Raw genomic sequence first — 25,603 nt, forward strand, 5'->3', positions numbered from 1 at the left:
CCTCTAGCCTGAGCGCCATGAGCCTGCCGACGCCTCCCTCCGCCGACACCCTTGCCGACCGAGCCCGGGCGGGCCTGCGGGAGCGGCACGGTGCGGACGCGGCCGCCGTCGGCTGGGCGCCGGGCCGGGTGAACCTGATCGGCGAGCACACCGACTACAACGGCGGGCTGGTCCTCCCCGTCGCCCTGCCCCACGCCACCGCGGCGGCCGTCGCGCGTCGTGACGACGGGGTCGTCCGGCTCTCCAGCGCCCAGGCCGACGACGACTGGACCGGGCGGATCGACGAGCTCGCCCCAGGGCGGCTCACCGGCTGGCCGGCGTACGTCGGCGGAGTGCTGTGGGCGCTGGGCGAGGCCGGCCTCGAGGTGCCGGGCGTCGACCTGCACGTCGACGGCACGGTGCCGCTCGGCGCCGGGCTGTCCAGCTCGGCCTCGATCGAGTGCGCGGTGGCGTTCGCGGTGCTCGGACTGCTCGACGTCGAGCCGACGGCGCCGACCCGGCAGATGGTGGTCGACGCCTGCATCCGCGCGGAGACCGAGATGGCCGGCGCACCGACCGGCGGCATGGACCAGACCGTCGCGGTCTTCGCCGAGCCCGGCAGCGCCCTGCTCATCGACTTCTCGTCCCACCGGCACGAGGCCGAGCCGCTCGCCCTCGTCGACCGCAGCATCCTGGTCACCGACACCCGGGTCTCGCACGAGCTGACCGACGGCGGCTACGCCTCCCGCCGCGACGAGTGCGAGCGCGCGGCCGCGGAGCTGGGCATCCCGACGCTGCGCGAGGCGACTCTCGACGACGTCACCCGGCTCACCGACGAGCGCGTCGCCAGGCGGGCCCGGCACATCGTCACCGAGACGGCGCGGGTGCCCGCCACCGTCGAGGCGCTGGCGCACGCCGACTGGCGCAGCCTCGGGGAGCTGTTCGCCGCCTCGCACGCCTCGATGCGCGACGACTTCGAGATCTCCACGCCCGAGCTCGACCTGGCCGTCGAGACGGCCGTTGCGCACGGCGCCGACGGCGCGCGGATGACCGGAGGCGGCTTCGGAGGATCGATCGTCTCCGTCGTGCCCACCGACCGGGTCGAGGAGGTCGTCGAGGCCGTGGACGCCGCCTTCGACCGGGCCGGGTACGCCTCGCCCGCCCACCTGCTCGCCGAGCCGTCCGGCGGCGCGACGCTGCTGCCCTGAGGACACGCGTGCTGCTCGGGTGACCGGGTACCGGACCGCCTCCCCCACGAGCAGGAGGCTCACGCATGGTCCACCCGGTCAAGACACCGCTCGGCATCGTCCGCGGGGCGACGAGCGTCTCGCTCAACGCGGTCCGCCACCCCCTCCGCACCGCCGGTGGCGTCCTCACCCTCGGACGCGGGATGGTCGGCGCCGTCGTCACCGGCCATGGGCACGACCGGCCCCTGCTGGACCCCGACCGCGCCGTCGCCGAGCCGACGGGCGACGAGCCCACGCTCAAGAGGCACGGCGACCCGGTCACGCAGTCGACGCCGGCGCCCGAGTCGTCCGACGAGTCGTCCGACCAAACCCCCGAGCCCGGCCCTGTCCACGACCCGGTCTTCACCGAGCCGTCGTCGGTGACCGGTCCTGGCGACGACGAGGAGCTCACCTCCTACGTCGGCGGGCCGGAGGACGAGGACGTCGAGGTCGTCACGCCGGTCGGCACGACGGGCGCCGGTCCGGGCGTCAACCCCGACACGACCGAGTCCGACCTGCAGCAGCCCGGCACCGAGCCGCTGATGGACCCGTCCACGACCAAGCGCATCAAGCGGGAGACCGACGTGCTGCGCAAGGCCAGCGACCCCAAGAAGGGCTAGCGCGAGCTCACTTGAGCTCGGCCGAGGTGAGCCCGAGGACCCGGCGCGCCACGATGAGCTGCTGGATCTGCTGCGTGCCCTCGAAGATGTCGAGGATCTTCGAGTCGCGCGCCCACTTCTCGAGCAGCTCGGTCTCCGAGTAGCCGACGGTGCTGCAGAGCTCGACGCAGGCGAGCGTGATCTCCGAACCGACCCGGCCGGCCTTCGCCTTGGCCATCGACGCCTCGAGCGAGTTGGGCCTGCGGTTGTCGGCCATCCACGCCGCCTGCAGCATGAGCAGGTAGGCGGCGTTCCAGTCGGCCTCGAGCTGCATGAACCGTGCGGCGGCCGCCACCTGGTTCTGGGCCGGGCGGTCGTAGTCGACGGTCACGCCCGCTCGGTCGAGAAGGTCTCGGGTCAGGTCGAGGGACGCCTTGGCGCACCCGACCGCGAAGGCGGCGACGAGCGGGCGGGTGTTGTCGAAGGTCGCCATCGCGCCGGCGAAGCCCTTGGACACGTCGATGTCGGGCGTGCCGAGCAGGTTCTCCGCGGGCACGCGGCAGTCGGTGAAGCTGATCACGGCGGTGTCCGAGACGCGGATGCCGAGCTTGTGCTCGAGCCGCTCCACCTTCATGCCGGGCGTGCCCTTCGGCACCACGAACGACTTGATCGCCGCGCGCCCGAGCGACTTGTCGAGCGTCGCCCAGACGACCACGGAGTCGGAGCGCTCACCGGCGGTGACGAAGATCTTCTCGCCGTTGAGGACGTAGTGATCGCCGTCCTTCACCGCGGTGGTCGAGACGGCCGCCGAGTCCGACCCGAAGCCCGGCTCGGTGATCGCCATCGACGCCCAGGTGCCCTTGAACCGCTCCAGCTGCTCCTCGTCGGCGACGCTCGCGATGGCCGAGTTGCCCAGGCCCTGCCGCGGCATCGTGAGCATCATGCCGACGTCGCCCCAGCACATCTCGACGGCGCCCATGACGGTGGCCATGTTGGCGCCGTTGCGGTTGCCCGTCGGGCCCGCGTCCTCGGTCCGGCGTACGCCGGCCGCGCCCGCGCCCTGCGAGGTGCCCGAGTCGTTGAGCCCGTCGAGGATCGCCGCCAGCATGTCGAGCTCGGTCGGGTAGGTGTGCTCGGCGCGGTCGTACTTGCGCGAGATGGGGCGCAGCATGTTCATCGCGACCTGGTGGGCCTGGTCGCGCAGTCCGCGCAGCTTCTTGGGGTCGTCCAGGTTGATGGCCATCAGACGAGCACCGCGCCTTCCATGAGTCCGATCGCACGCAGGTCGCGGTACCACCGCTCGACCGGGTGCTCCTTGATGAATCCGTGGCCACCCAGGAGCTGGACGCCGTCGTTGCCGATCTGCATCGCCTTCTCGGCGCACAGCTTCCGCGCCCAGGCGACGTCGCGGGCGACGTCCTTGCCGCGGGCGGCGCGGCTCGCGGCCTTGTAGGTCAGCGCCCGCATCGCCTGCAGCTCGATGGCGATGTTGGCGACCATGAAGGCGACCGACTGGCGGTGTGCGATCGGCTCGCCGAACGCCTGGCGCTCCTTGACGTAGGGCGTCACGTAGTCGAGCACCGCCTGCGCCGTGCCGAGGCTCAGCGCGCACCAGGCCAGCCGGCTCAGCCGGACGCACTCACGGTAGGAGTCGGCGTCGCCGAGCACGTTGCCGGCCGGGATCCTCACGTCGGTGAGGGTGAGCCTGGTCAGCGCCGCGGCGCGCAGGCCCATCGAGGGGTCGGCCTCGACCTCGAGGCCGGGGGGGCCGGACTCGAGGAGGAAGAGCGTCGGGAGGCCGTCGAGCGTCGCCCCGACGACGAAGAGCTCCGCCTCCGCCCCGCGTACGACGGCCGACTTGGTCCCGCTGAGGAGGAACCCGTCGTCGGTCCGGGTCGCCGTCGTGGCCGGCTCGAGCGGGTCGAAGAGCACCCGCGGCTCGCTCAGCGCGAGCGTGGCTGCGGGCGTCGTCTTCTCCCCGGTGAAGGCCGGCAGGTAGGTCCGCTGCTGCTCCTCGGTCCCCCACAGGCCGAGGGCGGTCGCCACGGCACCGGGGGCGAGGGCGGCGACCGCGATGCCCATGTCCCCGCGGGCCAGCGCCTCGGCGACCAGCGTCCCGGCCATCGCCGAGCGGGTCTCCGCGATGCCGCCGAGTGCCTCGGGGACCCCCAGCATCGGGAGACCGATCTCCAGTCCTGCCGCCAGCACCTCGGGCGGGGTCGCGCACGCCTCGTCGGCCGCGGCGGCTGCAGGGCGGACCAGCTCCGCGGCGTACTCGCCGACGACGTCGACGAGCATCTGCTCGTCCTCGGTGGGCGTGAGGTCGAAGACGCCGTCGCCGGCGCTCCTGGACGCGCGCACCCCGGCCTTCTGCGAGCCGACCTTCTGCCACGTCCGGCCGGCAGCGGCGGCGACCCGGAAGCCACCGCTCGTCGACGTGAAGACGAGCTGCTCGGCCTGCTTGCGCATGCCGAGCCGGTCCAGGAGCGACGACGTGGTGACCTTCTGCACCGTCGCCAGCAGGACGCCCATGGCGTCGCGCTGGTCGCCGGACGGCACGCCGTGGCGGCCACCGCCCTTGAGGCTGTTCAGGAGGGACATGCGAGAAACTGTAACTCTGAGTTACACCGCGGTCTACAGGCCCCCGGGTGCCGCCGGTCACAGGGCCCCCCGCCGGTAGGCTGCGGCCCATGCCGGACTCCGAGGACGTCGACATGACCGCGCCCGATCACGAGCCCTACGGGCCGCTGCCGACAGGCGGCACGGTGCGCCCGATGACGCGCTGGGGCACCGACGTCATGCACCGGCCGCAGCAGCAGGTGACGGTCTTCGACGATGCGCTGCGCAGCCTCGCCGCCGACATGGTGGCCACCATGTATGCCGCCGAGGGCGTCGGCCTCGCCGCCTGCCAGATCGGCGTGGACCTGGCGATGTTCGTCTTCGACTGCCCCGACGCGGCGGGCGAGCGCTGGGTCGGGGTGGTCTGCAACCCGGTCGTCACCATGCCCGAGGGCAACGACCGGGTCCTCGACGACGACCTCGAAGGCTGCCTCTCCTACCCCGGTGCCTTCGTCTCCTGCGCCCGACCGGACCACGCCCGCGTCGACGGCGTCGGCCTGTCCGGCGAGCCCGTGACCTTCGAGGGCGACGGGCTGCTCGCCCGCTGCCTGCAGCACGAGACCGACCACACGGTGGGCACCGTCTTCGGCGACCGCATCTCCGATCGCAACCGCAAGAAGCTGCGCAAGGAGCACGACAAGCTGGCCGACGAGTTCCCGCCGTCGTGGCCGGTGCCCGAGACGGACTGACCGCCTCCGATGGCCCAGCTCATCGAGGTCGACTCCGCCGACGATCCCCGCCTCGCCGACTACCGCGACCTGCGCGACGTGGAGCTGCGCAAGTCGATCGAGACGGCCGAGGGCCTCTTCCTCGCCGAGGGCGAGAAGGTCGTACGCCGGGCGGCCGAGGCCGGATTCGCGGCCCGCTCGTTCCTCATGGCGCCCCGCTGGCTCGACGGCCTGGCCGATGTCCTCGCCGCGTCGGACGCGCCCTGCTACGTCGTGTCGGAGGCGCTCGCCGAGCAGGTGACGGGCTTCCACGTGCACCGCGGCGCGCTGGCGTCGCTCGCGCGGCGGCCGCTCCCCTCGGTCGGGTCGGTGCTCGAGGGTGCGCGGTCGGTGCTCGTCCTCGAGGACATCGTCGACCACACCAACGTCGGGGCGATCTTCCGCTGCGCCGCCGGGCTCGGCTTCGACGCCGTCCTGCTCGCGCCGCGCTGCGCCGACCCGCTCTACCGCCGCTCGATCAAGGTCGCCATGGGCACGGTCTTCTCGGTGCCGTGGACCCGGCTGCCCGACTGGTACGACGCCCTGCCGATGCTCGACGCCGCCGGGTTCACCACCGTCGCACTCACCCTCGCCGGCGACTCCGTCGACATCGAGGACGCCGTCGCCGGGCTCGACAAGGTCGCGCTCGTGCTCGGGTCCGAGGGCCACGGGCTGTCCGAGCACTGGGAGCGGGCCGCGTCACGACGCGCGACCATCCCGATGAGCGCGGGCGTCGACTCGCTCAACGTGGCCGCCGCGACGGCCGTCGCCTGCTACGTCACCGCGCGCCGCTGAGGACGCCGGCCCGAGGCGGTCCGCCCGATGGCGACCGGCTCAGAACGCCTCCGGATGCGCCACCCGGACGACCTCGCCGACGACGATGATCGCCGGGGGCTTCACCGCCTCCTCCGCCAGCCGTGCGCCGAGGGTGCCCAGCGTCGCGAGCACGGTCCGCTCGGTCGGCATCGTGCCGTCGCAGACGACCGCGACCGGGGTGTCGGCCGGCCGGCCGCCGTCGAGCAGGGCGGTCGCGATGGCCGGCGCGTTCTCGACGGCCATCATCAGCACGACGGTGCCGGCCAGCCCGGCGACGGCGGGCCAGCTGGTGAGCGACTCCGGGTGCCCAGGCGGCAGGTGGCCGGAGATCACGGTGAACTCGTGCGCGACCCCTCGGTGCGTCACGGGGATGCCCGCGATCCCGGGCACCGCGACCGGCGAGGTGAGCCCCGGGATGACGGTGACCGGGACCCCCGCCGCGCGGCAGGCGAGGACCTCCTCGTAGCCCCGGCCGAAGACGAAGTTGTCGCCGCCCTTGAACCGCACCACGGAGCGGCCGGCCAGCGCCTGCTCGACGATGACCCGGTTGATCTCCTCCTGCTGCGCGGAGCGGCCGCGGGGCAGCTTGGCGACGTCGATCAGCTCGACGTCGGCCGGCAGGTCCGAGAGGAGCTCGCGCGGAGCGAGCCGATCGGCGACGACGACGTCGGCGTCCATCAGCGCCTTGCGGCCGGCGACCGAGACGAGCTCCGGGTCGCCCGGGCCTCCGCCGACGAGCGTCACGCCGGCCACCCGGTCACGGTGCTGCCGGGCGACCAGGCTGCCCTCGCGCAGCTCGGCCACGATCCCGTCGCGCAGCTCCGCGGAGCGGCGCGGGTCGCGGTTGCCCAGCACCGCCACGGTGACGTCCCCGTGCCGGCCGACGGCGGGGGTCCAGGCGGTCGCCGCGAGGGCGTCATCGGACCGGACGCAGAACACCCGGCGCTCATCGGCGGCGACGCTCACCGCCTCGTTGACCGCCGCGTCCGACGTCGCGCAGACGACGTACCACGCTCCGTCGAGGTCGGCCGCGGTGAAGCCGCGGGCCGTCCACCGGATCTCTCCGGAGCCGAGCAGACCCTCGATCGCCGGCGTGACCTCGGGCGAGACCACCTCGACGTCGGCGCCGGCGGCGATGAGCGCGGGGATGCGGCGCTGGGCCACGTGTCCACCGCCGACGACGACGACGCGGCGACCGGCGAGCCGGAGGCCGGAGGGGTAGGGCGGGAAGTCCACGGGGCCATTCTCCGTGACCGGGCGCCGCACCCGGTGACGACTGTTCACTGGCCGGACTAGGGTCGGCTCGTCCGCCCAGGATCAGACCTAGGAGTGCCATGTCCCTCGACCGCCCGGTCAAGCCCGACCCCTACGAGCTCCTGCCCGCCGTTCCCTCGTTCTCGGTCACCAGCACCGACGTCACCCAGGGCAAGCCGCTCGGCGAGGCCCAGGTCTACGAGGGCGGCAACACCTCGCCGCAGCTCACGTGGGAGCCGGGGCCGGAGGGGACCAGGAGCTACGTCGTCACCTGCTACGACCCCGACGCCCCCGTGGTGAGCGGCTTCTGGCACTGGATCGCGGTGGACATCCCGGGCGACGTCACCGCGCTCGACGCCGGGGCCGGTGCGAGCGACGACAGCCTCCCCGGCGGCGCCTTCCACGTGCGCAACGACTTCGGCACGAAGAGCTTCGGAGGCGCCGCGCCGCCGCCGGGTGACCAGGTCCACCGCTACTACTTCGTCGTCCACGCGGTGACGGAGGAGACCCTCGGCGTGGACGGCGACGCCACCCCGGCCGTGGTCGGGTTCAACCTCGCCTTCAAGACCGCTGCTCGCGCGATCCTGGTCGGCACCTACCAGCACTGATCGGACTCGGTCACTGACTGTTCCTGTTACCCGGTTGTGGGTACGGTCACGAGGTGAGACACGGACTCGAGCGGCTGGTCGGCCTGATCATCCTGGGCCTGACCGCCGTGGCCGCCGTACTCCTGTGGCTGGCGGTCGCCCGCGAGGACGTGAACGCGGACGACGAGCGCCACGGCGTCGTGCTCGGTGCCTGGCGGGTCCTCTACGACACCCATGCCCCGTCGCTGCGCGTCCTGGAGATCGCCGTCGCGGTCTCGCTCCTCTGCGGCGCCGGCCTGGCCCTCCTCGAGTACCGCGTCCTGCGCCGGACCCGGCGCTCCCTCAACGCGCACCAGGACCCCTTGTCCCCGCGCGTGATGATGAGCGAGACGCGCGGGGTGTTCCACGGCGAGGTCACGGTCACGGTGCTCGTGCCGGCCCACAACGAGGAGGCGTCCCTCCCGGCCACCCTGTCCTCACTGGCGCAGCAGGTGCCCCCGCCCGACCGGGTGATCGTGGTCGCCGACAACTGCACCGACCGCACCGTCGACGTCGCCCGGGCGCACGGCGCGGAGGTCCGGGAGTCGGTCCGCAATACGCACAAGAAGGGCGGCGCGCTCAACCAGGCGCTCCGGCACCTGCTCCCCCACCAGGGCGAGAACGACGTGGTCATGGTGATGGACGCCGACACGATGCTCGACCAGGGGTTCCTCGCCTCCGCGGTCCGCCGGTTCACCGAGGACCGTGGGCTGTCCGCCGTGGGCGGCGTCTTCTACGGCGAGGAGGGACACGGCCTGATCGGCCAGTTCCAGCGCAACGAGTACCTCCGCTACGGACGCGAGATCAAGCGCCGTCGGGGCAAGGTCTTCGTCCTGACCGGGACCGCCTCGCTGTTCCGTCCGCGGGCGCTGCGTGCGGTCGCCGAGCACCGCGGATCGGCCATCCCGGGCATCAGGGGCGACGTCTATGACACCGCGGCGCTCACCGAGGACAACGAGCTCACCATCGCCCTGAAGTCGCTCGGCGCCCTGATGGTCTCCCCCTCCGAGTGCACGGTGGTCACCGAGCTGATGCCGAGCTGGGGCCTGCTGTGGAACCAGCGGCTGCGCTGGCAGCGCGGCGCGCTCGAGAACCTCGGCGCGTACGGCGTCACGACGGCCACCTTCCGCTACTGGGCGCAGCAGCTCGCGATCGGCTACGGCGTCTTCGCGCTGTGGGGCTACTTCGTGCTGCTCGGCGTCATGCTCCTCGCCAGCGACCACTGGGTCTGGTTCACCTTCTGGCTCGGTCTCGGCACGGTCTTCCTGCTGGAGCGGCTCGTGACCGCGTGGAAGGGCGGCTGGCCGGCCCGGCTGCTCGCCATCACGATCTTCCCGGAGCTCTTCTTCGACGCCTTCCTGCAGCTCTGCTACGTCAAGGGCGTCCTCGACATCTCCCTCGGACGCAAGGCGCGCTGGACGCACGTGGATCATCCGGGTGCACGCCGCGACGTGACGGCGGACGCGTCATGATCTCCCTCATCGCCGGCTTCCACCCACTGCCCGCCTCGCTCCTGCACTCCGAGGCCTACCTCGTCCTCGTCACCTTCGTGTCGGTCAACACCGTCGCCTTCGGGGCGCTGTCCATCGCCAAGCTGCTGCCGCCGATCAACCCGTCCGGGTGGTTCACCAGCCGCAACCGACGCGCGGAGACGCGCAGCATCTACCCCGACGCGGAGCGCTGAGCAATCCTGGGTCAGTGCCGGGCCTTGTGTCCCGGGGCCCACAGGAGTTTCTTGGACCTATGGCCGAGAAGACCGGACGGAAGGGCAGCGCCCCCGACGTGGAAGCCTCGGGGCCCGACGGGATCCGAAACGTCGTCCTCGTCGGGCCCGCCCAATCGGGCAAGACCACGCTCGTCGAGGCGCTGCTCGGCCGGCACAGCACCGAGCAGGAGCGCTCGGTCTCCCTCTCCGTGACGCCCGTGCGCCACGGTGACGTGAAGATCAACCTCATCGACACCCCCGGCTACGTCGACTTCATCGGCGAGGTCCGGGCCGGCCTGCGGGCCGCTGACTGCGCGCTCTTCGTGATCGCCGCCAACGACGGCGTCGACGACGCCACCCGGCGGCTCTGGCGCGAGTGCGGGGACGTCGCCATGCCCCGCGCCGTGGTGCTCACCAAGCTCGACCACGCCCGCGCCGACACCGACCGCGTCCTCGCCGAGGCCCGGGACGCGTTCGGGGCCGGCGTCCTTCCGGTCTACGTGGTCACCGGTGACAGCCTCACCGGGTTGATCACCGGCGACTCCGCGCAGATCCAGGCCGACCAGCGGCGCGGCGAGCTGATCGAGGCGGTCATCGAGGAGTCCGAGGACGAGACGCTGATGGAGCGCTACGTCGGCGGCGAGCAGATCGACGAGAAGGTGCTGGTCGCCGACCTGGAGAAGGCGATCGCGCGCGCCTCCTTCCACCCGGTCGTGCCGGTGTGCGCGACGACCGGGGTCGGCGTACCCGAGCTGCTCGACCTCTGCGTGCGGGCCTTCCCGTCGCCGCCCGAGCACGTGCCGCCGGAGGTGTTCACGCCTGCGGGCAAGGCCGCCGCGCCGGTGAGCTGCGACCCGGACGGGCCGCTGGTCGCGGAGGTGGTGCGGACGAGCAGCGACCCCTACCTGGGCCGAGTCAGCCTCGTCCGGGTCTTCTCCGGCACGCTGACCCCGGACGTCCCGGTGCACGTGTCGGGCCACTTCTCGTCCTTCGCCGGCGCGCTGGCGGGGTCGCACGAGGACCACGACGAGGACGAGCGGGTCGGCGCGTTGGGCTACCCGCTCGGCGCGGCGCAGGCGCCGGCGACGCAGGTGGTGGCCGGCGACCTCGGCATCCTCGCGAAGCTCTCCCGGGCGGAGACCGGTGACACGCTCTCCTCCCCCGACCAGCCGCTGGTGCTGCGCCCGTGGTCGATGCCGGAGCCGCTGCTGCCGATCGCCGTCGAGGCCGCGACGCGCTCCGACGAGGACAAGCTCTCCTCGGCGCTGTCCCGGCTGACCGCCGAGGACCCGAGCCTGCGGGTCGAGCAGAGCCCCGAGACCGGTCAGCTCGTGATCTGGGTGATGGGCGAGGCGCACGCGGAGGTGGCGCTCGAGCGGCTGCAGTCCCGCTACGGCGTCACCGTCGAGCAGCGGGAGGTCGTCGTACCGCTGCGCGAGTGCTTCGGCGCCCCGGCGAAGGGCCACGGCCGGCACGTGAAGCAGTCCGGCGGGCACGGCCAGTACGCGATCTGCGACATCGTGGTCGAGCCGCTCCCCGAGGGCGGCGGCTTCGAGTTCGTCGACCAGGTTGTCGGCGGCTCGGTGCCCCGGCAGTTCATCCCGAGTGTCGAGAAGGGGATCGCCGCGCAGATGGCCCGTGGCGTCCGTGCCGGCTTCCCGCTCATCGACCTCCGGGTCACGCTGGTCGACGGCAAGGCACACAGCGTGGACTCCTCCGACATGGCCTTCCAGAGCGCCGGCGCGCTCGCGCTGCGGGACGCCGCCGGGGCCACGAGCCTCCGCCTCCTCGAGCCGTACGACGAGGTCGCGGTCGTCGTCGCCGACGACCTCGTCGGCCAGGTGATGAGCGACCTGTCGTCGCGGCGGGCGCGCCTGCTCGGCACCGACCAGGCCGACGAGGGCCGGACCCTCATCCGCGCCTACGTGCCGCAGCGCGAGCTGCTGCGCTACGCGATCGACCTGCGCTCGGCCACCCGCGGTGCCGGGACGTTCACCCGCACCTTCGCGCACTACGAGCCGATGCCCGAGGAGCTGGCCAAGCAGGTCCCCGCGCAGCGCTGAGCCGCCGGTCCGGCAGAGGCCTCAGAACGCCGGCGGGCCGTCGCTGGCGGCTCGGAGCAGCGCCTCGAATGGTGTCGGGTCGGCGAACTCCTCGTCGACGGTCCGGCGGTGGGCCACCGGGGTGGGCGCCGCAGTGGTGCCGGCGACCAGCGCCGCGAGCTCGTTGGCGGCGCGCTCGACCCGCTTGGCCAGGCCGGTGGTCCCCGCGTCGGTGGCGACGGCGCCGAAGTCCTCGCTGGCGGCGAAGACGCCGGTCGGAACGACGACGGCGTGCAGATAGCTGAAGAGCGGCCGGAGCGCGTGGTCGAGCACGAGCGAGTGCCGGACGGTCCCCGCGGTCGCCGCGACCACGACCGGCTTGCCGTCGAGCACGCCGAGCTCGAGGACGTCGAAGAACGTCTTGAACAGCCCCGAGTAGGACGCCGAGAAGACCGGCGTCACCACGACGAGCCCGTCGGCCCGGCGTACCTTCTCGATGGCCGCGCCCAGCTCGCCGCTCGGGAACCCGGTCAGCAGGTGGTCGGCGAGTGCGTGCGCCAGCGGGCGCAGCTCGACAACCTCGACGTCGGCCTCCTGGCCGCGCTCGCGGATCGCGCCGACCGCCGCCTCGCCGAGCATGTCGGCGAGCAGGCGGGTGCTCGACGGGACGCTCAGGCCGGCGCTGACGACGACGATCCGCCTCGTCACAGCTCCCCCTCGAGGACCTTCGCGACCTCCGGGTCGTCCAGGTCGCGGTCACTGGAGCCGGTCGCCGAATCTGCCGCGGCGTACACCGTGCTGTCCGTCGCGCCGCCCGCCTTCGCGACGAGCGAGGCGTGGGTGGGCGCGTCCGGGACGCCCGGCTTGCGCATCTTCGCGAACTCCTCGCGCATGGTCGGCAGGATCTCGCCGAGCAGGTCGAGCTGCTCCAGGACGGTCTTGAGCGGCAGGCCGGCGTGGTCGACGAGGAAGAGCTGGCGCTGGTAGTCGCCGACGTAGTCGCGGAAGGACAGCGTGCGCTCGAGCACCTGCTGCGGGCTGCCGACGGTCAGCGGGGTGGCCTCGGTGAAGTCCTCCAGCGACGGACCGTGGCCGTAGACGGGAGCGTTGTCGAAGTAGGGCCGGAACTCGTTGACGGCGTCCTGGCTGCTCTTCCGCATGAAGAACTGGCCGCCGAGGCCGACGACCGCCTGGTCGGCGGTGCCGTGGCCGTAGTGCTCGAAGCGCTGACGGTAGAGGCGCACCATCGACTCGGTGTGGCTGGCCGGCCAGAAGATGTGGTTGTGGAAGAAGCCGTCGCCGTAGTACGCCGCCTGCTCGGCGATCTCGGGGCTGCGGATCGACCCGTGCCAGACGAAGGGGGCGACGCCGTCCAGCGGCCGCGGGGTGCTGGTGTAGCCCTGCAGCGGCGTGCGGAAGCGGCCGCTCCAGTCGACGACGTCCTCGCTCCAGAGCCGGCGCAGCAGCGCGTAGTTCTCGATGGCGAGGTTGATGCCCTGCCGGATGTCCTTGCCGAACCACGGGTAGACCGGGCCGGTGTTGCCGCGGCCCATCATCAGGTCGACGCGGCCGTCGGTGAGGTGCTGGAGCTTGGCGTAGTCCTCCGCGATCAGCACCGGGTCGGTCGTCGTGATCAGCGTGGTGGCCGTGGAGAGGATGATCCGCTCGGTCTTCGCGCCGACGTAGGCGAGCGTCGCGGTCGGGTTGGACGCGATGAAGGGCGGGTTGTGGTGCTCGCCGGTCGCGAAGACGTCCAGGCCGATGTCCTCGGCCTTCTTCGCGATCTCGACGGTCGCCTTGATCCGCTCGTGCTCGGTGGGCGTCCGGCCGGTCGTGGGATCGGTGGTGACGTCGCCGACGGTGAAGATTCCGAACTGCATCGCGTGCTCCTCGATCGGGCGTTCAAGAGGTAGTTGAATGTGAAACTACACATCAGAACCGCTGCAGCTCCCACGCTATTCCACGGGCTACCCCACGGCGCGCGAGAGGATGAGCACCGCTCGATCGTCCTCGTCCACGCCGGGCACGCGGGAGAGGACGCGGCGTGCGGCGCCGTCGAAGCCACGCCGCCGGATCTCCTGCCCGGCGACGTCACGGAGCCACGCGATGCCGGCGTCGATGTCGGAGCGGCGCCTCTCGATGACGCCGTCGGTGTAGAACATGAGCGCGTCGCCGGCAGCGAGGACGCCCGTGCTGGCGTCGAAGTCAGGCTCGTCGATGACGCCCAGCGCCATCCCCCGCGCGTTGTCGACGGCCCACTCCCCGGCATCGGCGGACCAGCGCAGCGCCGGCGGGTGGCCGGCGCTCGTCACCTGGTAGCAGCCCGTGTCGAGGTCGACGAGGACGTGGACCGCGGTGGAGAACGCCTCGTCGTGGCGCTGGCGCAGCAGGAAGGCGTTCGCGGCCCGCAGCAGCTCCTCGGGCGGGAGCGCGCCGATCAGGCCGCCGATCGCGCCCGCGAACTGCAGCGACTGCGGCCCGACCGCCGTCCCCTTGCCACAGACGTCGACGAGGACCATCTCGAGCACGTGCCCGTCACGGACGTCGGCGACCAGGAAGTCGCCCGCGTAGCCGGTGCCGGCCGCGGCGATCATCGCCGACTGGGACGTCCACCCCTCGAGCAGGGCGGGCACCCGGCCCTGCTGCTGGAGCCGGTCCCGCAGCTCGGCGAGCATCGCCTCGCTGAGTCCGACGGGCAGTCCGCTGCGCTGGTGGCTCGACTGCCACAGGACGATCGCGATCGCCAGAGTCGCGACCGCGGCGTCGTCGAGACCGATCCGCCGCCCGCCGCCGTCGTGGACGTAGGCCACCACGGCGGCCACCACCGTCGCGCCGGTCAGCACCGCGAGCGGCCGGAAGCGCAGCAGCGTCATCCCGAGCAGCGGCCCGAGGAAGAAGGCACCCGTGGGCAGGCACCCCGGGCAGCCCAGCGCGACCACGAAGCACAGCAGCAGCCCGAGCAGCAGGACGCCCAGCACCTGCCGCTGGCTGCGCGCGGATCCGGTGCGCCACCTCGTCGCGAGGTCGGCCGCCCCGCGCCCGAGCCGCGACTGCTGCATGCGCGGCACTCTAGGTCCAACCCGGGACCAGTGCGGCCGAATGTGCACAGCCGCCGAGCGCACAGCCGCCCGAGCGCTCAGCCGACCGGCGCCCGCAGCGACAGCCGCACCGGCACCGGGGTGCCCCCGACGTCGACGGTCCAGACCGACCCGGCGAGGGTCTCCGCGGTGACCGGCCACGAGCGCAGGTAGCCCAGGCCGACCGCCGCCCCGACCGTCGCACCCCAGGCGGCCGAGGTCACCTGGCCGCCGGGCCGGCCGTCGGAGAGCAGCAGCTCACCGCCCCAGAGCATGACGTCCGGATCCCCGACGACCAGGGAGAGGTAGCGGCGGACGGGCTCGCGCTGTGCAGCCGCCCTGCCGAGGAAGTCCTTGCCCTTCGACAGGGCGAAGGACAGCCCGGCCTCCCGCGGCGTGACGTCGGGCCCGAGCTCGCGACCGAACGCACGGCGACCGAGCTCGATCCGGAGGGCGTCGATCGTGTAGTAGCCGGCCGGGTCGATCGCCAGCCGGTCGTAGAGCGCGGCCGCCTCGTCGCGCGGGACGAAGAGCTCCACGCCCGTCAGGTCGACGTAGGAGGAGCGGATCGGGATGGTCCCTTCCGGCAGCCCGCCCGTGTCCCGCGGGACCACCGCCTCCGTCCGCGGGCCGAAGACCCCGAGCACCGCGTAGTCGTCGCTCACGTCGCGCACCTCCACGCCTGCCGGGAGGTGGCGATGCAGGTGGTCGAGGTCGCGGTACGTCGTCGCCGCCGACGAGACGACGAAGAACCGGTCCGCGCCGAGCCGGGTCACGGTCACGTCGGCCTCGTAGCCGCCGCGCTCGCCGAGCCACGGCGTGTAGACGGTCTCCCCGACCGCGACGTCCACGTCGTTGCCGCAGATCCACTCGAGTCCCGCCAGCGCCGCCGGCCCGGTGACGAGGTATTTGGAGAACGACGTCTCGTCGAAGACGGCGACGTTCGTGCGGACCTCCCGCTGCTCGGCGATGCAGGCGTCGAGCCACGACGGCCTGTCCCAGGAGTAGTCCAGCGAGGTCGGGCCGAAGACCAGCGGGCGCTCCCAGCCGTTGCGGGCGCCGAACAGCGCGCCCTGGCCGACGAGCCGGCCGTGCAGCGGCGAGGTCCGCTGCGGCCGGGCCGACTCGAACTCCCGGTTGGGCCACGGGATCTCGTAGTGCAGACCGAGCGTCTCGACCACCCGCTCCCGCAGGAACGGGACGTCGTTCTGCCACGGCCCGAACCGGCGTACGTCGACGGCGACCAAGTCCTCCTGGGGCGACCCGGCCACGATCCACTCCGCGAGCGCCTTGCCCGCGCCGCCGGCCGAGGCGATCCCGACCGAGTTGAACCCGCAGCCGACGAAGAGCCCGGCGACCTGCGGTGTCTCCCCCAACAGGAACTGGTTGTCGGGCGTGAACGACTCCGGGCCGTTGTAGAACTTCCTGATCCCCGTGTGCTCGAGCGCCGGGATGCGCAGCAGCGCCTGCTCCATCAGCACCGAGAAGTGCTCCCAGTCCTCGTCGAGGAGCTGGAACTCGAACGGGTAGGGGATCTGGTCGGGGGCGACCCATGGCTTGGCGGCGGGCTCGAACCCGCCGACGACGAGCCCGCCGACCTCCTCCTTGAAGTAGGTCCAGCCGTCCTGGTCGCGCATGATCGGCAGGTCCGGGTGCGTCCCGCCGACGGCCTCGGTGACCACGTAGAAGTGCTCGGCCGAGTGCAGCGGCACGGTGATCCCGCCGCCCTCGATCCCATCGCCGAGCGCCTTGGTCCACTGCCCCGCGCACAGCACGACGACCTCCGCCTCGACGTCGCCCCGGTCGGTCCGGACCCCGGTCACCCGCCTGGTCGAGCGTTCGCCGGTCGTCGCGAGACCCAGCACCCGCACCTTCTCGACGATCCGCGCACCTCGCTGCCGGGCGCCCTTGGCCAGCGACTGGGTGACGTCGGCGGGGTTCACCTTGCCGTCGCCGGGCAGCCAGAGCGCACCGAGCAGGTCGTCCACCTGCATCGGCGGCCACAGCTCCTGCGCCTGTCGTGGCGTGATCAGCTCGGCCTCCAGGCCGTACGCAGCCCCGTTGGCCGCCGTCCGCGCAAGCTGCACCAACCGGTCCGGCGTTCGGGCGACGACGAGACCTCCGACGTTGCGGTAGCCGGTCGCCAGGCCGGTCTCCTCCTCCAGTGAGGCGTACAGCTCCGCGGAGTAGCGCACCAGCGCGGTCCCGCTCTCGCTGGCCCGCAGCGGGCCGACCAGCCCGGCGGCGTGCCACGTGGTCCCCGACGACAGCCGGCCCTGTTCGAGCAGCAGCACGTCGTCCCGGCCGAGCCGGGTCAGGTGGTAGGCCACCGAGCAGCCGACGATCCCGCCGCCGACGATGACGACGCGGGCGCGGGAGGGCAGGTCAGCCACCGGCGGCCGCCTCGGCCAGCAGCGTCGGGAAGTCGGCCGCGCCGAAGAGCGCCTGCGCCTTCTCGAACCGCTCCATCCCCCAGTCCCAGAAGTCGAACTCGATCGGCGAGAGGGCCGCCTGGATGAAGCCCCAGAGCGACCAGCCGTAGCAGCTGCACAGCGCCTGGAGCCGCACCCGTGCCAGATCGGCCGCGGTCGGCGACCCGACGTACGCCTCCACCCACGCGTCGCGCTGCTCGGGGGTGAACCCGCACTCGGCCACGGTGTTGCCGAGCTCGAAGGAGGGGTCGTTGTTGCCGGAGTACTCGTAGTCGATCAGCCAGACCCGCTCGCCGTCGTCGAGGAAGTTGGCGGCCAGCAGGTCGTTGTTGCACGGCACCGTCGGCGGCGGCGAGACGGCCAGCGCCCGGCGTACGTCCTCCCAGGCGTCGGCGTAGGCCGTGTAGTCGGCGGGGAGCCGGAGCCCGCGGTCGCTGATGGTCGACAGGTACGCCGCCCGGCGGGCGAACATGTCGAAGTCACCGGTGAACCGCGGCCCGGCGTGCAGGCGCCGCACGGCCGCGGCCGCCCGCGCCATCACCGCCTCGTCGGCGAACGACCCGTCGGTCAGCGCGGTGGCGTGGAGGTAGCCGATGACGAGCATCCCCAGGTCCGGCCGGTAGTCCACCACCGGCGCGCCGACACCGGCGGACGCGGCGGCAGCGGTGTTGTCGCGCTCCGCCGCGCGGTCGATGCCCAGGAGGTCGGCCCCCGCGTGGGAGCAGCGGACGACGAGGTCGAGGGCCGGCTCGACGCCGTCGTCGGTCGTGACCCGCACGTTGGTGTTGGTCAGCCCGCCCGGCAGCGGAGCGACGCGCCAGGACCGCCCCGCCAGCGCGGCGAGGCGGTCCAGGGGCATCGTCATCAGATGGCGGGCTCCGGCGCGAGCGGCGGCTCGAGGGGCGGCTCGGGTTCCGTCCCGGCGTCGATCGTGCGGACCGGCCCCTTGAACCAGTTCTTCGCCGAGACGTTCCACCAGACGATGAGCAGGACGAACACGCCCAGCGTCATGAGGGGTGCGTAGTTGACGCTCGCCCAGGTGAACTCGTCTCGCCACGGTGCACCGAAGGGCGACGTCGGCAGCATCAGCATGATGCCGACGACGATGATCTCGACGACCGCGACCGGGTTCATCCACTTGTACTTCGCGCCGTTGTTCCAGCTGCCGACCTCGAACTTCTCGCCGTGCTTCCAGCGCAGGAAGATCGGGATCGCGAACGAGAAGTACAGGCCGATGACCGACACCGAGGTCACCGCGTAGAACGCGGTCGGGATGCCGTTGACCGACTTCAGCGCCGGCAGGGTGATGAGGGCGGCGACGACCGCGGCACAGATGACCGCGTTCACCGGCGTCCGGGAGGCGTTGACCTTCGACCACAGCGACGAGCCGGGGACGGCCCGGTCGCGGCTGAAGGCGAACATCATCCGCGAGGTGGAGGTCAGGCAGGCGGTCGCGCAGAAGAGCTGGGCCGCCGAGGAGATGAAGAGCAACGTCCCCGCCCAGTTGGCCCCGAGAGCGGCGTCGAAGACGTAGGCGACGCCACCGGCGGGGATGCCGGCGTAGTCGGGTGCACCGTCGACCTGCGGGATCGCGAAGGTGATCGCCAGCAGCAGGATGTAGCCGCCGACCGCCGAGTAGAAGATCGACTGCCAGATCCCCTTGGCGGCCGAGTTCGCGGCACCGTGCGTCTCCTCGGAGAGGTGGACCGAGGCGTCGAAACCGGTGATCGTGTACTGCGTCAGGATGAAGCCGAACGGGATGATCGCCAGCCAGAAGCCCAGCGCGCTCGTCGAGCCGTCGGCGTGCCAGCCCGAGCCGTTGAAGCGGTCGGTGAACACCTGCGAGACGCTCAGGTGCTGGTCGGGGACGAAGAGCAGCACGAGGATCAGGAACGCCGCGCCCGCGACGTGCCACCAGACCGACACGTTGTTGATCAGCGCGAGCAGGTGGCTGGAGAAGATGTTGATCAGCGCGATGAGCACCAGGATCACCAGGAAGATGAGGAACACCTGGTTGAGGGAGAAGGTGTCGACCCATCCCCACTCGATGAAGGTGAGCTCGAAGAAGCTCGCGCACCCGTAGGCCACCGAGGCGGTCACCGCGATGAGGCCGATCAGGTTGAGCCAGCCCGTGAAGAACCCGGCCATCGGGCCGCCGAGCTTGGAGGCCCAGTAGTAGATGCCGCCCGAGGTGGGCATCGAGGAGACGAGCTCCGACATCGTGAAGCCGATGATGAGGATGAACACCGAGATGATCGGCCAGGACCACGAGATCGAGACCGGGCCGCCGTTCGCGATGCCGGCGCCGTACGTCGTGAGGCAGCCGGCGAGGATCGAGATGATCGAGAACGAGATCGCGAAGTTGGAGAACCCGGACCAGGTCCGGCTCAGCTCCTGCTTGTAGCCCAGCTTCGCGAGGTGCTCCTCGTCGGCGATCGAGCTTGTTTCGTGTCCTTCAGGCATGCGGATCTCCTGCGAGTCAGTGGGGTCGCACCGAGTTCCAACGGACGCTAGACCCGCGGCGCAGTGGCGTGTCAACAGGTCGGCGACAATTTGGTATGAACTCAGACCATAAACACGTCGTGGGTCGTTGACGGCCCCCTGACCACGGAAGAGACTGACCGCCATGACCCCCTCCCCCGAGCCGTCCGCGGCGGCCGCATCGGCGACCCTGCCGGTGACGCTGCTGAGCCCGGTGCGCGGGCACCACGCCTTCGAGGCGTGCGTGGAGCAGCTGGCTCGCGCCATCCGGCTCGGGGTCTACCCGCTGGGCAGCACCCTGCCGCCCGAGCGGGAGCTCTCGACCCAGCTCGGCGTCTCGCGGGCCACGTTGCGTGAGGCGATGGCGGCGCTGAGGCAGGCCGGGCTGGTCCAGACCACCCGGGGGCGCGGCGGCGGGACGGTCGTCATCCTCAAGCCGCCCACCCCGTCGGCCCGGGCCGCCGCCCGGACCACTCCGGAGCAGCGCTCGGACTGGCTCGACGCGCTGGCCTTCCGACGTGTGATCGAGCCGGGCGCGGCCGCGATGCTCGCCGAGGCGGGCCTCGACGACACCGCCCGTGCCCAGCTGCTGGCGGCGCACGACGAGGTCGCCGCCGCGTCGAAGCCGGCTCACTACCGCCAGTCCGACTCGCGGTTCCACCTCACCATCGCGGCGTTGACCGGGTCGCACCGGGTGATCGAGTCGGTCACCTCGGTGCAGGCGACGCTGCACGAGATGCTGCTGGCCATCCCCCAGCTCGAGACCAACATCGCCCATTCCGACGACCAGCACACGGCCGTCGTACGCGCCATCCTCGCGAAGCGGCCCGACCCGGCGCGGCGCGCGATGGAGCAGCACTGCGACGACACCGCCGCGCTCCTGCGCGGCCTGCTCGCCTGACCCCGCCCCACCGACGATCCAGCCTGCCAACGACCATCCCGAGGAGCACGCCGTGGCCCGACTCCGCAACGACCGGCACCTGTCGATGAGCGACCTGCTCACCGACATCTCCACTGGTGCCGTCGACACCGTGATCGTCGCCTTCACCGACATGCAGGGACGGCTGCAGGGCAAGCGCCTGCACGGCCGCTACTTCGCCGACCACGTCGTCGAGCACGGCACCGAGGGCTGCAACTACCTGCTCGCCGTCGACGTCGACATGAACACGGTCGGGGGCTACGCCATGTCGTCGTGGGAGCGCGGGTACGGCGACATGGAGTTCGTCCTCGACGACCGGACCATCCGCCGGCTCACCCACCTGCCCGCGACGGCCATGGTCCAGTGCGACCTGGCCTGGCCCTCGGCCGACGAGGCCGACCGGCAGCCGGTGCTGCAGTCGCCGCGCACGATCCTCCAGCTCCAGCTCGACCGGATCGCGGAGCGGGGCTGGACGGCGCTGGCCGGGACCGAGCTCGAGTTCATCGCCTTCGAGGACACCTACGAGGATGCCTGGCGCTCGGGCTACCGCGACCTCACCCCGGTCAACGCCTACAACATCGACTACTCGATCCTCGGCACGACCAGGGTCGAGGGCCTGCTGCGGGCGATCCGCAACCACATGTACGACGCCGGGCTCGACGTGGAGAGCGCCAAGGGCGAGTGCAACCCCGGCCAGCACGAGATCGGGTTCCTCTACGCCGACGCGCTGACCACCGCCGACAACCACGTCGTCTACAAGAACGCCGCCAAGGAGATCGCCGCCCAGCAGGGCCGCTCGATCACGTTCATGGCGAAGTACAACCAGCGCGAGGGCAGCTCGTGCCACATCCACCTGTCGCTGCGCGACGAGGACGGGTCGCTGCTGTTCTGGGAGGGCGCCGGCTCGTCGGGGGCCCGCACGGAGCTCTACGACCACTTCATCGCAGGGGTCCTGGCCACGATGGCGGAGTTCACCCTGCTCTACGCGCCCAACGTGAACTCCTACAAGCGCTTCGCCGACGGCTCCTTCGCCCCGACGACCATCGCCTGGGGCGAGGACAACCGCACCTGCGCCGTGCGGCTCGTCGGCCACGGGCACGGGGCGCGGATGGAGAACCGCGTCCCCGGTGCCGACGTGAACCCCTACCTCGCCCTCGCCGCGATGATCGCGGGCGGGTTGCACGGCATCGACGAGGCGCTGCCGCTGCCCGACCCGCTGGCCGGCAACGCCTACACCTCGGGCCTGGCCAAGGTGCCCGGCACGCTCCTGGCCGCTCGCGACCTCTTCGCCGCGTCGGAGGTCGCTCGCAAGGCCTTCGGCGACGAGGTCGTCGACCACTACGCCAACATGGCCGACGTGGAGCTCGCGGCCTACGACGCCACCGTCACCGACTGGGAGCTGCGCCGCGGCTTCGAAAGGATGTAATGAGCACGTTCACGGTCCTGAACCCGGCGACCGCCCGGCCGGTCGCCGAGGTGCGCCTCGCCTCGGTCGAGGACACCGACGCCGCGGTCGCCGCAGCTCACGAGGCGTTCCAGACCTGGCGCTCGGTCGCCCCGGGCGAGCGGGCGCGGCTGCTGCGGCGGTTCGCGGCGGTCGTCGAGGACCACATCGACGAGCTCGCCGAGCTCGAGGTCCGCAACGCCGGGCACACCTGGGGCAACGCCCGCTGGGAGGCGGGCAACGTCCGCGACCTGCTCAACTACTACAGCGGGGCGCCCGAGCGGCTGACCGGCAAGCAGATCCCGGTCGCCGGCGGCCTCGACGTCACCTTCCACGAGCCGCTCGGCGTGGTCGGGATCATCGTTCCCTGGAACTTCCCGATGCCGATCGCCGCCTGGGGCTTCGCGCCCGCGCTCGCGGCCGGCAACACCGTCGTCCTCAAGCCGGCCGAGCTCACCCCGCTCACGGCCGTCCGGATCGGCGAGCTCGCCCTCGAGGCAGGGCTGCCCGAGCACGTGCTGACGATCCTGCCGGGCGCCGGGACGGTCGTCGGCGAGCGGTTCGTCAGCCACCCGCTCGTCCGCAAGATCGTCTTCACCGGCTCCACGGCCGTCGGCAGACGGATCATGGCCGGCTGCGCCGAGCAGGTGAAGCACGTGACGCTCGAGCTCGGCGGGAAGTCCTCCAACATCGTCTTCGCCGACGCCGACCTGCCGGCCGCAGCCGCGGCGGCGCCGTACGCCGTCTTCGACAACGCCGGGCAGGACTGCTGCGCCCGCTCGCGGATCCTCGTCGAGCGCCGGGCGTACGACGACTTCATGGCCCTCCTCGAACCCGCCGTGCGCGGCCTGCGGGTCCTCGACCCGTCCGACGAGGCCAGCGAGATGGGGCCGCTCATCTCCGCCGGTCAGCGGACCCGGGTGACCGGCTACCTCGACGGCGTCGACGTGGCGTTCACCGGATCCGCGCCCGACGGTGACGGCTTCTGGGTGCCGCCGACCGTCGTCGCGCTGGAGGACCCCTCGGCCCGCATCTGGCGCGAGGAGGTCTTCGGCCCTGTCGCCGCGGTGATGCCGTTCGACGACGAGGCCGACGCGATCGCGAAGGCCAACGACACCGACTACGGGCTGTCCGGCTCGATCTTCACCAGGGACCTCGGCGCCGGGCTGCGCGTCGCGCGGGGCGTCGAGGCCGGCAATCTCAGCGTCAACTCTCACTCCTCGGTGCGCTACTGGACGCCGTTCGGCGGCTACAAGCAGTCCGGCCTCGGGCGCGAGCTCGGCCCCGACGCGCCGTACGCCTTCACCGAGGAGAAGAACGTCTTCATCGCCCACTGATCCCCCAACCGCTGGTCGAGGAGGTCGCGCAGCGACCGTCGCAAGACCCGCAGACCGAGAAAGAGAAGCAATGGCAGGACGCATCGAAGGAAGGGTCGCCGTCGTCACCGGCGGCTGCTCGGGCATCGGACTGGCGACCGTGCGTCGCTTCGTCGCCGAGGGCGCGAAGGTCGTCGTCGGCGACATCGCGGACGAGGCCGGGAAGGTGCTCGTCGACGAGCTGGGCGGCCCGGAGGTCGTGACCTACGTGCACGTCGACGTGACCAGCAAGGAGGAGGTCGACGCGCTCTTCAAGACCGCGAAGGACACCTACGGCTCGGTCGACATCGCCTTCAACAACGCCGGCATCAGCCCGCCGGACGACGACTCCATCCTGACCACCGAGCTCGACGCCTGGCGCAAGGTGCAGGAGGTCAACCTGACCAGCGTCTACCTGTGCTGCAAGGCCGCCCTGCCCTACATGATCGAGCAGGGCAAGGGGTCGATCATCAACACCGCGTCGTTCGTCGCCGTGATGGGCGCGGCCACGTCGCAGATCTCCTACTCGGCGTCCAAGGGCGGGGTGCTGTCGATGACCCGCGAGCTCGGCGTGCAGTTCGCCCGCGAGGGCGTCCGCGTCAACGCGCTGTGCCCGGGCCCGGTCAACACGCCGCTCCTGCAGGAGCTCTTCGCGAAGGACCCCGAGCGGGCCGCACGACGGCTCGTCCACATCCCCATGGGGCGCTTCGGCGAGCCGGAGGAGATGGCGTCGGCGGTGCTGTTCCTCGCCTCCGACGACTCCTCGTTCATGACCGCCAACACGTTCCTGGTCGACGGCGGCATCTCCGGCGCCTACGTCACGCCGCTGTGAGCGACGGAGTCGAGCGAGGGACGAGCGAGCGACCGAGTGAACGGGCAGGCGCTGTGAGCATGTCGCAGAGTGCGCCCGTCATCGGCCTGACGACCTACCGTGAGCAGGCGGCGTGGGGCGTCTGGGACCAGCGCGCCGACCTGCTGCCGGCCGCCTACGCGGGCGCGGTCGAGTCGGTGGGCGGCGTACCGCTCCTGCTGCCACCGGTCGCCGCTCCGGGTGCGGCGGCGACCGTCGTCGCCCGGCTCGACGGCCTGGTGGTCTCGGGCGGCGCCGACGTGGACCCCGGCCGCTACGGCGCGGACGCGCACCCGCGGACGGCCGGCTGGCGTCCGGACCGCGACGCCTGGGAGCTGGCGCTCCTGGACGCCGCCGACGCCGCCGGGCTGCCCGTCCTCGGCGTCTGCCGCGGCATGCAGCTGATGGTCGTCCACGCGGGCGGGACGCTCGACCAGCACACCCCCGACCTGGTGGGCCACGACGAGCACTCTCCCGGCGGCGACGCCTTCGGCACGACCCAGGTGGCGACCGAGCCGGGCAGCCGGCTGGCCACGCTGGTCGGCGACAAGGTGACCGTCTCGTGCCACCACCACCAGTCGGTGCGGGAGGCGCCCGGCTTCCGGGCGGTCGCCCGCGCGGCCGACGGGACCCTCGAGGCGATCGAGGACCCCACCGACCGGTTCTGCGTGGCCGTCCAGTGGCACCCGGAGACCGCCGCGGACGTCGGCCTGTTGGCCGGGCTGCTGGAGGCTGCCGCGGCATACTCGGCCCGGTGAGCCGTCGTGCACGCCCCCGCGTCCTGATCAGCGCCCACCGTGGCGGCGCCGGTGTCGAGACGTCGAACGAGAACACCCTGGTCGCCGTCCATCAGGCGGTGGAGATGGGCGCGGACTACGTCGAGCTGGACGTGCAGCGCCGTCCGGACGACTCGCTCGTCGTCCTCCACGACGACGACGGGCGGCTGGACGCGGTGCGGTTCGACGACGTCGTCGCGGCGCTCGGCCGCACCCGGGCCCATCTCGACCTCAAGTTCGGGACGGCGGACGGCGCTGCCGAGGTCGAGGCCGTACGCCGGGCGCTGGACGTGCTCGGTCCGGGGCCGCACGTCGCCACGACCGGTCGGGTGGCCACGGCGCGGACGCTGCGCGCCTGGGCCGACGCCAACGGGTCGGACCTGAAGGTCGGCATCTCCATCGGCGGCACCGTCGCCGGCCTCCCGGTCCTCGAGCAGGTCCGGCGTCGCTGGGCCGAGCTGTTCCCCTGGCCGAAGGTGGCCGCGTCGCACGCCGACGTGATCGCCGCGCACCACCTGCTGGCGTTCCTGACCCTGCGCCGCCTCGCCCGCAGACGCGGTCTCGACCTGCTCGTGTGGACGCCCGACCACGCCGTGCTGCTGCGCTACTGGCTGCGGCCCGGCCGCGCCTGGCTGGTCACCACGAACCACCCCGGGCTCGCCATCAGGATCCGGGAGCAGCACGGCGGCTGACAGA

Annotated in this window: 23 protein-coding genes; 14 read left to right on the top strand and 9 right to left on the bottom strand. The window is 72.2% G+C overall.

Translation table 11 applies throughout. The features are described 5' to 3' along the window. Positions 1 to 17: 17 nt before the first annotated feature. Together galK and BM236_RS10860 are read left to right on the top strand one after the other, a co-directional pair. Positions 18 to 1,187, top strand: a complete 1,170-nt coding sequence (galK, locus tag BM236_RS10855; protein ID WP_091123519.1) for a galactokinase — start codon at positions 18 to 20, stop codon at positions 1,185 to 1,187. A 65-nt stretch (positions 1,188 to 1,252) separates the two neighbouring features. Beyond that, a complete protein-coding gene (locus BM236_RS10860) occupies positions 1,253 to 1,825 on the top strand; it encodes a hypothetical protein (protein ID WP_091123521.1) in 573 nt (190 codons plus the stop codon). A gap of 7 nt (positions 1,826 to 1,832) precedes the next feature. Here the strand turns inward: BM236_RS10860 and BM236_RS10865 are convergent, their stop codons facing one another. After that, the gene (locus BM236_RS10865) at positions 1,833 to 3,047 is read right to left on the bottom strand and encodes an acyl-CoA dehydrogenase family protein (RefSeq protein WP_091123524.1); all 1,215 of its coding nucleotides are present in this window, start codon (positions 3,045 to 3,047) and stop codon (positions 1,833 to 1,835) included. Continuing rightward, positions 3,047 to 4,405: an acyl-CoA dehydrogenase family protein gene (locus BM236_RS10870; protein ID WP_091123526.1), complete on the bottom strand. Its 1,359-nt coding sequence runs from the start codon at positions 4,403 to 4,405 to the stop codon at positions 3,047 to 3,049. The genes BM236_RS10865 and BM236_RS10870 overlap by 1 nt, the downstream gene beginning before the upstream one ends. An 89-nt stretch (positions 4,406 to 4,494) precedes the next feature. Between BM236_RS10870 and def the strand changes: the two genes are divergently transcribed. Together def and BM236_RS10880 are read left to right on the top strand one after the other, a co-directional pair. Continuing rightward, positions 4,495 to 5,112 carry a peptide deformylase gene (gene def / locus BM236_RS10875; protein ID WP_091123528.1) on the top strand — a complete coding sequence of 206 codons (618 nt, stop codon included), beginning with the start codon at positions 4,495 to 4,497 and terminating at the stop codon, positions 5,110 to 5,112. Positions 5,113 to 5,121: 9 nt separating this feature from the next. Continuing rightward, positions 5,122 to 5,925, top strand: coding sequence for a TrmH family RNA methyltransferase (locus tag BM236_RS10880; protein WP_091123530.1), 804 nt, complete (start codon positions 5,122 to 5,124; stop codon positions 5,923 to 5,925). Positions 5,926 to 5,964: 39 nt separating this feature from the next. Here the strand turns inward: BM236_RS10880 and cobA are convergent, their stop codons facing one another. Beyond that, positions 5,965 to 7,182, bottom strand: coding sequence for a uroporphyrinogen-III C-methyltransferase (cobA, locus tag BM236_RS10885; protein ID WP_091123533.1), 1,218 nt, complete (start codon positions 7,180 to 7,182; stop codon positions 5,965 to 5,967). Positions 7,183 to 7,280: 98 nt separating this feature from the next. On the opposite strand from cobA, the gene BM236_RS10890 reads away from it, so the two are divergent. Genes BM236_RS10890 through BM236_RS10905 form a run of 4 tightly spaced genes read left to right on the top strand, consistent with a single transcriptional unit; the run spans position 7,281 to position 11,594 of the window. Beyond that, complete coding sequence (locus tag BM236_RS10890; RefSeq protein ID WP_091123534.1) at positions 7,281 to 7,808, top strand: YbhB/YbcL family Raf kinase inhibitor-like protein; 528 nt, start codon at positions 7,281 to 7,283, stop codon at positions 7,806 to 7,808. 53 nt (positions 7,809 to 7,861) lie between these two features. Continuing rightward, on the top strand, positions 7,862 to 9,298 hold the full coding sequence (locus tag BM236_RS10895; RefSeq protein ID WP_091123536.1) for a glycosyltransferase family 2 protein: 1,437 nt from the start codon (positions 7,862 to 7,864) through the stop codon (positions 9,296 to 9,298). After that, a complete protein-coding gene (locus BM236_RS10900) occupies positions 9,295 to 9,510 on the top strand; it encodes a hypothetical protein (protein WP_091123538.1) in 216 nt (71 codons plus the stop codon). The genes BM236_RS10895 and BM236_RS10900 overlap by 4 nt, the downstream gene beginning before the upstream one ends. Positions 9,511 to 9,569: 59 nt before the next feature. Then, positions 9,570 to 11,594 (top strand): elongation factor G-like protein EF-G2, encoded by a 2,025-nt coding sequence (locus tag BM236_RS10905; protein WP_091123539.1) that lies wholly within the window; start codon positions 9,570 to 9,572, stop codon positions 11,592 to 11,594. Between the two features lie 21 nt (positions 11,595 to 11,615). On the opposite strand, the gene BM236_RS10910 is transcribed toward BM236_RS10905, so the two are convergent. The 6 genes from BM236_RS10910 to BM236_RS10935 all read right to left on the bottom strand — a co-directional run bounded on the left by BM236_RS10910 (position 11,616) and on the right by BM236_RS10935 (position 19,545). Then, positions 11,616 to 12,281, bottom strand: coding sequence for an FMN reductase (locus tag BM236_RS10910; RefSeq protein ID WP_091123541.1), 666 nt, complete (start codon positions 12,279 to 12,281; stop codon positions 11,616 to 11,618). Next, positions 12,278 to 13,453, bottom strand: coding sequence for an LLM class flavin-dependent oxidoreductase (locus tag BM236_RS10915; protein ID WP_091123542.1), 1,176 nt, complete (start codon positions 13,451 to 13,453; stop codon positions 12,278 to 12,280). Before BM236_RS10915 ends, BM236_RS10910 begins: the two co-directional genes overlap by 4 nt. 87 nt (positions 13,454 to 13,540) lie before the next feature. Continuing rightward, on the bottom strand, positions 13,541 to 14,632 hold the full coding sequence (locus BM236_RS10920; protein ID WP_139230086.1) for a PP2C family protein-serine/threonine phosphatase: 1,092 nt from the start codon (positions 14,630 to 14,632) through the stop codon (positions 13,541 to 13,543). A gap of 77 nt (positions 14,633 to 14,709) precedes the next feature. After that, positions 14,710 to 17,043 carry a GcvT family protein gene (locus BM236_RS10925; RefSeq protein WP_091123547.1) on the bottom strand — a complete coding sequence of 778 codons (2,334 nt, stop codon included), beginning with the start codon at positions 17,041 to 17,043 and terminating at the stop codon, positions 14,710 to 14,712. Beyond that, complete coding sequence (locus BM236_RS10930; protein WP_091123549.1) at positions 17,036 to 17,947, bottom strand: choline kinase family protein; 912 nt, start codon at positions 17,945 to 17,947, stop codon at positions 17,036 to 17,038. The genes BM236_RS10925 and BM236_RS10930 overlap by 8 nt, the downstream gene beginning before the upstream one ends. Then, complete coding sequence (locus BM236_RS10935; protein ID WP_091123552.1) at positions 17,947 to 19,545, bottom strand: amino acid permease; 1,599 nt, start codon at positions 19,543 to 19,545, stop codon at positions 17,947 to 17,949. The genes BM236_RS10930 and BM236_RS10935 overlap by 1 nt, the downstream gene beginning before the upstream one ends. A gap of 163 nt (positions 19,546 to 19,708) precedes the next feature. Between BM236_RS10935 and BM236_RS10940 the strand changes: the two genes are divergently transcribed. The 6 genes from BM236_RS10940 to BM236_RS10965 all read left to right on the top strand — a co-directional run bounded on the left by BM236_RS10940 (position 19,709) and on the right by BM236_RS10965 (position 25,599). Then, positions 19,709 to 20,464 carry a FadR/GntR family transcriptional regulator gene (locus BM236_RS10940; protein ID WP_091123554.1) on the top strand — a complete coding sequence of 252 codons (756 nt, stop codon included), beginning with the start codon at positions 19,709 to 19,711 and terminating at the stop codon, positions 20,462 to 20,464. A 52-nt stretch (positions 20,465 to 20,516) separates the two neighbouring features. Continuing rightward, positions 20,517 to 21,908: a glutamine synthetase family protein gene (locus tag BM236_RS10945; RefSeq protein ID WP_281247647.1), complete on the top strand. Its 1,392-nt coding sequence runs from the start codon at positions 20,517 to 20,519 to the stop codon at positions 21,906 to 21,908. Further along, positions 21,908 to 23,263: an aldehyde dehydrogenase family protein gene (locus BM236_RS10950; RefSeq protein WP_091123557.1), complete on the top strand. Its 1,356-nt coding sequence runs from the start codon at positions 21,908 to 21,910 to the stop codon at positions 23,261 to 23,263. Before BM236_RS10945 ends, BM236_RS10950 begins: the two co-directional genes overlap by 1 nt. A 70-nt stretch (positions 23,264 to 23,333) precedes the next feature. Continuing rightward, positions 23,334 to 24,113 (top strand): 3-oxoacyl-ACP reductase, encoded by a 780-nt coding sequence (locus BM236_RS10955; RefSeq protein ID WP_091123559.1) that lies wholly within the window; start codon positions 23,334 to 23,336, stop codon positions 24,111 to 24,113. A gap of 59 nt (positions 24,114 to 24,172) precedes the next feature. Beyond that, positions 24,173 to 24,889, top strand: a complete 717-nt coding sequence (locus BM236_RS10960) for a gamma-glutamyl-gamma-aminobutyrate hydrolase family protein (RefSeq protein WP_091123561.1) — start codon at positions 24,173 to 24,175, stop codon at positions 24,887 to 24,889. Further along, complete coding sequence (locus BM236_RS10965) at positions 24,886 to 25,599, top strand: glycerophosphodiester phosphodiesterase (RefSeq protein WP_175507646.1); 714 nt, start codon at positions 24,886 to 24,888, stop codon at positions 25,597 to 25,599. The genes BM236_RS10960 and BM236_RS10965 overlap by 4 nt, the downstream gene beginning before the upstream one ends. The last annotated feature ends 4 nt before the right edge of the window (positions 25,600 to 25,603 follow it).

Origin of the sequence: Nocardioides terrae (assembly GCF_900112345.1) — a bacterium.
Taxonomy (GTDB): domain Bacteria; phylum Actinomycetota; class Actinomycetes; order Propionibacteriales; family Nocardioidaceae; genus Nocardioides; species Nocardioides terrae.